This window comes from Pluralibacter sp. (assembly GCF_019237635.1).
Lineage (GTDB): Bacteria > Pseudomonadota > Gammaproteobacteria > Enterobacterales > Enterobacteriaceae > Enterobacter_B.
Window position 1 is genome coordinate 1 of the sequence record NZ_JAFAGS010000118.1, and the last position, 6,675, is coordinate 6,675.

The following is a 6,675-nucleotide window of genomic DNA, read 5'->3' on the forward strand; positions in this document are numbered from 1 at the left end:
AGCCTGACGATGCGCTTCGCCCGCGGGCGTCAGGCGGTAGCGGAAATAGGCCAGCTCCTGGCGGCGCAGGAACATTTCGCTGTCCGGGAAAGCCTTAAAGATCTCCTGCATATGCTGCTGATGGGTAATGTTGTCCCGGCCGGTTCCGGCACGCGCCAGCAGCGAATCATACAGCTCGCGGCCTTTCGGCGTCAGCGCCACGCCCCGCTGCTCGATTTCGCCAAAGCGCGCGCTATGGGTGCCACGATGCTCACCGGCAAACAGCACCGGCTCCTCCAGCGCTTTAAAGCTGGTCTGGCGCAGCAGCACCGGCACTTCGCGACGCGGCGGCCCTTCTATCAGCACCTTCGGCTCAATGCCGTATTCCGGCATCAGCGCCTGCACGCGGTCGATATCCAGCGTACGCGGCGTCAGGTGGTTAATATGACAGCCCGGGAAACACACCACGTCGGCAATCAGACGATGCTCATTATGCAGCGCCTGGTAGGTCTCCTGGTCCACCGTCGCATGACTGTGCCAGCGGAAGGTTTCCAGCGCCTCACGGACAAACTCCTCGCCCTGCGTCTGGGTAAACCCGCCGTTAACTTCATGCAGCGCGATAAGCTCGCGGCAGCGACGGGTAAAAATATCGCGCTTCGCGAGGATTGCCGCCGCTTTCTCACGCAACGCAACGTTCTCGATAAGCTCCAGGCGCAGCAGCGAGGTAAATACCCGGAACGGGTTTCTCAGCAGCGCGGCATCATCGACCGGGCGAAACGCGGTAGAGTGTACCGGCACCCCCGCCTGCGACAGGTCATAGTAGCTGACCGGGTACATCCCCATGATGGCAAACATGCGGCGCAGGGTTGCCAGCTCATCGGCAGTACCGACGCGGATTGCGCCGTGACGTTCAACGTTCAGGCGCGCCAGTTCGTCAGCGTTCGCCAGTTGTTCATGTAAGTGTGGGTTATTTTCCAGTACCGCCAGATTAACGTCCGCCACCAGTTCCAGCAGCGTGCCGTACTGTGGAACTTCCTGCTGGTACATGGCCGACATAGCCTGCGAAAAATGTTCCCGAATATCATCAGTTGTGATGGTGTTCGCCATGATGTCATGCCTCCAGTGAATACTCCCTGGAGTTTACCTAAGCGCGCTGACCGCGGGGGGAAGAATTTCCGAATTGTGATCGCGGATAACCTCTGCGTTTTTTCGCCGCTTTGCTCACGATATGACCCAAGGCCATGCCAAAAACCACGCAAATTAACCTCAAACAAACAATAAGCCCACATAACACACCACAAAAACAAACAAACATCGCAAGCTATTTCTATAACCATGCGTAACGTAATCCCACCCAATGTTAATAATATTTTGCTAGCAAGTTATCAAATTTAAACAACTTCTCTTGAAAGCCGCCTCGCTCTGTTTTTAACATCCGGTTATGGAAAAGAACGGTCTCTTTAGTCAGCGCATTCGCTTGCGCCATCTGCATACCTTTGTCGCCGTTGCTCAACAGGGTACTCTGGGGCGTGCGGCGGAAACCCTTAACCTCAGCCAGCCCGCACTGTCAAAAACACTCAATGAGCTGGAACAGCTGACGGGTACCCGGCTGTTTGAGCGCGGACGTCTCGGCGCGCAGTTGACGCTGGTGGGCGAACAGTTCCTCACCCATGCGGTGAAAGTGCTTGATGCGCTCAATACCGCGGGTCAGGCGCTGACGCGCAAAGAAAGCCTTAACAACGACGTGGTACGTATCGGCGCATTGCCGACCGCGGCGCTGGGCATTCTGCCCGCCGTTATCGGCCAGTTTCACCAGCAGCAAAAAGATATCACCCTGCAGGTTGCCACCATGAATAACACCATGCTGCTGGCGGGGCTGAAATCAGGCGAGCTGGATCTCGGTATCGGCCGGATGTCCGATCCGGAGCTGATGAGCGGTCTCAATTATGAGCTGCTGTTCCTGGAGTCGCTGAAACTGGTGGTGCGCCCGGATCACCCGCTGCTGCAGGAGACGGTCACATTAAGTAAAGTGATGGAGTGGCCGGTGGTGGTGTCGCCGAAAGGCACTGTACCGCGGCAGAATGCCGAGACGCTGCTGCAAAGTCAGGGCTGCAAAATGCCGGCAGGCTGTATTGAGACGCTGTCGGCCTCGCTCTCCCGCCAGCTGACGGTCGATTATAACTACGTGTGGTTTGTGCCGTCTGGCGCGGTCAAAGACGATCTGCGGCGCGGAACCCTGACCGCCCTGCCAGTGCCCACTCAGAGCGCCGGAGAACCGATTGGCATCCTGACGCGCGTGGATGCATCCATATCCCCAGGTGCGCAGACGCTGCTTAGCGCGATTCGTAAAACCATGCCGGGCTGACCGCCCGGCATGACGTACTTATTTACGCGGCATCATGCGCAGCAGCGTATTATCTTTCCAGAAATAGTGATGCACCAGCGCAGCCAGCGCATGCAAACCAATCACGTAGTAGCCAAAATTCGCCAGCAGAACATGGTACTCCTTCAGGTTGTCCGCCAGGTCGAAATTGGCTTTCGCGGCATGCGGCATGGTAATGCCAAACGCCATCCAGGGATTACCGCGGTTGTACATCATCACCAGACCAATCACCGGCAGCACAATGAACAGCAGGTAAACGACCAGATGCCCGAGGTGCGACAGACCCGTTACCATCGCCTTCGGTTTCGGCACAATTGGCGGCGCCGGACGTTTCAGACGAACCAGCAGACGTGTTGCCATCAGCGCCAGAATCGCAATCCCGCCGGAAACGTGCACCATATTAAAATAAGGACGATAGTCGCGCGGGAAAAAGCCCCGCAGCTCCATCGCGCAATAGGTGATAATCACCAGTAAGAACACCATCCAGTGGATGCCAATCTGCAGACTGGAATATTTATTTCGCATAGCTGATTCCGGGTAAAAACGGTAAGACGGCTAACATAACCACTTTTCCTTAAATTTTCTTTAACTTTTCTGTATAGATTTTCAAACCCTTACCGGCGGCTGATTTTTTTCCAGTTGCCCATTGAGAGCGACTGGTCTAAGCCTGGAGAGGTTTACTCGCCATCCCCCATCATTAGGAGATCCTCAATGAGCAAGATTGGTATTAATGGTTTTGGACGCATTGGACGCCTGGTGTTGCGCCGACTGCTGGAGGTCAAAAGCCCGCTCGAGGTGGTGGCTATCAACGACCTGACCTCACCAAAAGTACTGGCCTATTTACTCAAGCATGATTCCAACTACGGCCCGTTTCCCTGGCGCGTGGATTTCGCCGAAAATACGCTGATTGTCGACGGCAAAAAAATTGCGGTGTATGCAGAAAAAGAGGCGAAGAACATCCCCTGGAGAGCGGCGGGCGCTGAGCTTATTGTCGAGTGCACCGGTTTCTATACCTCGGCCGATAAGGCGAAAGCGCATCTGGAGGCTGGCGCAAAAAAGGTGCTGATCTCCGCCCCTGCGGGGGAGATGAAAACCATCGTTTATAACGTCAACGACGATACGCTTGATAGTCAGGATACGATTATCTCCGTCGCCTCCTGCACGACCAACTGCCTGGCGCCAATGGCGAAAGCGCTGCACGACGCGTTCGGCATTCAGCTAGGCACCATGACCACAATCCACGCTTATACCGGCACTCAGGCGCTGGTGGACGGCCCCCGGGGTAAAGATCTGCGCGCCTCCCGCGCCGCGGCGGAAAACATTATTCCCCATACGACAGGGGCGGCAAAAGCGATTGGTCTGGTGATCCCGGCGCTCAGCGGCAAGCTGAAAGGCCATGCGCAGCGCGTACCGGTCAAAACCGGCTCGGTGACGGAGCTGGTCTCCATACTGGGTAAAACGGTCACTGCGGATGAGGTGAATGCGGCGCTGAAAAAAGCGACCGAGCAGAATGAATCCTTTGGCTATACCGATGAGGAGATCGTCTCTTCCGACGTTATCGGCAGCCATTTTGGTTCGGTTTTCGATGCCACCCAGACGGAAATTACTGAGGTCGGCGACCTGCAGCTGGTGAAAACCGTCGCCTGGTATGACAACGAGTACGGTTTCGTCACGCAGCTGATTCGCGTGCTCGATAAATTCAATACCCTCTGACCGACAGCAGAAAACAAAAACGGATGGCAGGCCATCCGTTTTTTATGCCACCTCAGATGGCGATCACTTCACGCAGCGCGCGCACTGTGAGGTGCTTATCTGCTGGAAGAAGTCGTTACCCTTATCGTCTACCAGGATAAACGCCGGGAAATCTTCAACCTCGATTTTCCAGATAGCTTCCATCCCCAGTTCCGGGTACTCCACGCATTCCAGATGCTTGATGCTGCCCTGCGCCAGTACCGCCGCCGGACCACCGATGCTGCCGAGGTAAAAACCGCCGTGTTTGTGACAGGCATCGGTCACCTGCTGGCTGCGGTTGCCTTTCGCCAGCATGATCATGCTGCCGCCTTCCGACTGCAGCTGATCGACGTAAGAATCCATACGTCCTGCGGTGGTCGGGCCAAGCGAACCGGACGCGTACCCTTCCGGCGTTTTCGCCGGGCCCGCGTAATAAATAGGGTGGTCTTTGACGTACTGCGGCAACCCGTCGCCGTTGTCCATGCGCTCTTTCAGTTTGGCATGGGCAATATCGCGCGCCACGATGATGGTGCCGTTGAGCGACAGGCGGGTAGAAACCGGATACTGCGACAGCTGGGTCAGGATCTCGCTCATCGGACGGTTCAGGTCGATACGTACCGCTTCGCCCTCCCCGGCATTACGCAGCGCTTCCGGAATATATTTGCCCGGATTATGCTCCAGCTTTTCCAGCCAGACACCGTGGCGGTTGATCTTCGCCTTGATGTTACGGTCGGCGGAGCAGGAAACGCCCATGCCGACCGGGCAGGAGGCGCCATGGCGCGGCAGGCGGACCACGCGGATATCGTGGGCGAAGTATTTACCGCCAAACTGCGCGCCGAGACCGAGGTTCTGCGCCTCCACCAGCAATTCCTGCTCCAGTTGAACATCGCGGAACGCCTGGCCGTGCTCGTTGCCTTCCGTCGGCAGACCGTCGTAATAGTGGGTCGAGGCGAGCTTGACGGTTTTCAGGGTCGCTTCGGCAGAGGTGCCGCCAATCACGAAGGCGATGTGGTACGGCGGACAGGCAGCCGTACCGAGGGTGCGCATTTTTTCCACCAGGTAGTTCTTGAGCTTCGCCGGGGTGATCAGCGCTTTGGTTTCCTGATACAGATAGGTTTTGTTGGCCGAGCCGCCGCCTTTGGCGATGCACAGGAACTTGTACTCGTCGCCGTCGACGCTGTAGAGATCGATCTGCGCCGGCAGGTTAGTGCCGGTGTTGACCTCTTTATACATATCCAGCGGCGCGTTTTGCGAGTAGCGCAGGTTATCTTCGATATAGGTGTCGTAGACCCCACGCGCCAGCGCGGCTTCATCACCGCCGCCGGTCCAGACGCGCTGCCCTTTCTTACCCACGATGATCGCCGTGCCCGTATCCTGACAGGTCGGCAGAATACCTTTGGCGGCGATATCGGAGTTACGCAGGAACTGCAGCGCCACGTATTTGTCGTTTTCACTGGCCTGCGGGTCGTTAAGAATATCGGCCACCTGCTGCTGGTGCGCCGGACGCAGCATAAACGAGGCATCATGGAACGCGTGCTTTGCCAGCAGCGTCAGCGCCTGTGGGTCAACTTTGAGGATTTCCTGGCCTTCGAATTCGGCGACGGAGACATGATCTTTACTGAGGAGATAGTATTCAGTGTCATCCTTTTTCAGCGGAAAAGGATCCTGATAAACAAAAGGTTTGTTCGACATTGTGCTCTCACTTACGGCGTAGGCTGATTTTTAGTCAGGCACATTTTCCATGTGCCCTCTGAAAAGCGAGTGGCCCTATCCTACACAATTTTTTAACAAAAACTGAGACAAGGACGACTTTTTACATTCGAAGGTTACTTCTGCCCGCTTTATTGGTTTAATAACGAAAGACAAATTCCCATGATTACAGGGCTTGATAATGCAAAAACTCATCAACTCAGTGCAAAACTATGCCTGGGGCAGTAAAACTGCGTTAACCGACCTCTATGGTATCGCAAATCCTGACCATCTGCCGATGGCAGAACTCTGGATGGGCGCCCACCCCAAAAGCAGTTCGAAAGTCGAAGACGGCAACGGTCAGGCGCGCTCGCTGCGTGAGGTGATCGATGCCGATATGTCCGCACTGCTGGGCGGTGTCGTTGCTGCCCGTTTCGGCGAATTGCCGTTCCTGTTTAAAGTCCTGTGTGCCGACCAGCCGCTGTCGATTCAGGTTCACCCAAACAAAAAGGCTTCTGAAACCGGTTTTGCCAAAGAGAATGCCGCGGGTATCCCGCTGGACGCGGCCGAGCGCAACTACAAAGATCCAAACCATAAGCCGGAGCTGGTTTTTGCCCTAACGCCGTTCCTCGCCATGAACGCCTTCCGCGAGTTTTCCGAGATTGCCTCCCTGCTACAGCCGGTCGCTGATGCGCACGCCGCTATTGCCCATTTCCTGCAAAACCCTACTGCGCAGGCGTTGAGCTCCCTGTTCGCCAGCCTGCTCAACATGCAAGGTGAAGAGAAGTCCCGCGCGCTGGGCATTCTGCACGCGGCGCTGGACAGCCATCAGGGCGAGCCCTGGGACACCATCCGCTTTATCGCCCGCTTCTACCCGGACGACAGCGGCCTGT

Annotated in this window: 6 protein-coding genes; 3 read left to right on the forward strand and 3 right to left on the reverse strand. The window is 56.3% G+C overall.

What is annotated here, in order from left to right; translation table 11 throughout:
• Positions 1-1,086: VOC family protein (locus JO226_RS13605; RefSeq protein WP_293592985.1), on the reverse strand; the 1,086-nt coding region annotated here is incomplete at its 3' end.
• Positions 1,087-1,420: 334 nt separating this feature from the next.
• Between JO226_RS13605 and pcaQ the strand changes: the two genes are divergently transcribed.
• Positions 1,421-2,344, forward strand: coding sequence for a pca operon transcription factor PcaQ (pcaQ, locus tag JO226_RS13610; protein WP_293592987.1), 924 nt, complete (start codon positions 1,421-1,423; stop codon positions 2,342-2,344).
• 18 nt (positions 2,345-2,362) lie between these two features.
• Here the strand turns inward: pcaQ and cybB are convergent, their stop codons facing one another.
• Positions 2,363-2,887: a cytochrome b561 gene (gene cybB, locus JO226_RS13615; RefSeq protein WP_293592989.1), complete on the reverse strand. Its 525-nt coding sequence runs from the start codon at positions 2,885-2,887 to the stop codon at positions 2,363-2,365.
• A gap of 186 nt (positions 2,888-3,073) precedes the next feature.
• Here cybB and gap point away from each other — a divergent pair, with 186 nt between their 5' ends.
• Positions 3,074-4,075, forward strand: coding sequence for a type I glyceraldehyde-3-phosphate dehydrogenase (gene gap / locus JO226_RS13620; RefSeq protein WP_293592991.1), 1,002 nt, complete (start codon positions 3,074-3,076; stop codon positions 4,073-4,075).
• Positions 4,076-4,138: 63 nt separating this feature from the next.
• Here the strand turns inward: gap and fumA are convergent, their stop codons facing one another.
• Positions 4,139-5,785 carry a class I fumarate hydratase FumA gene (gene fumA / locus JO226_RS13625; protein ID WP_293592993.1) on the reverse strand — a complete coding sequence of 549 codons (1,647 nt, stop codon included), beginning with the start codon at positions 5,783-5,785 and terminating at the stop codon, positions 4,139-4,141.
• A gap of 199 nt (positions 5,786-5,984) precedes the next feature.
• On the opposite strand from fumA, the gene manA reads away from it, so the two are divergent.
• On the forward strand, positions 5,985-6,675 hold a 691-nt coding region (gene manA / locus JO226_RS13630), incomplete at its 3' end, for a mannose-6-phosphate isomerase, class I (protein ID WP_293592994.1).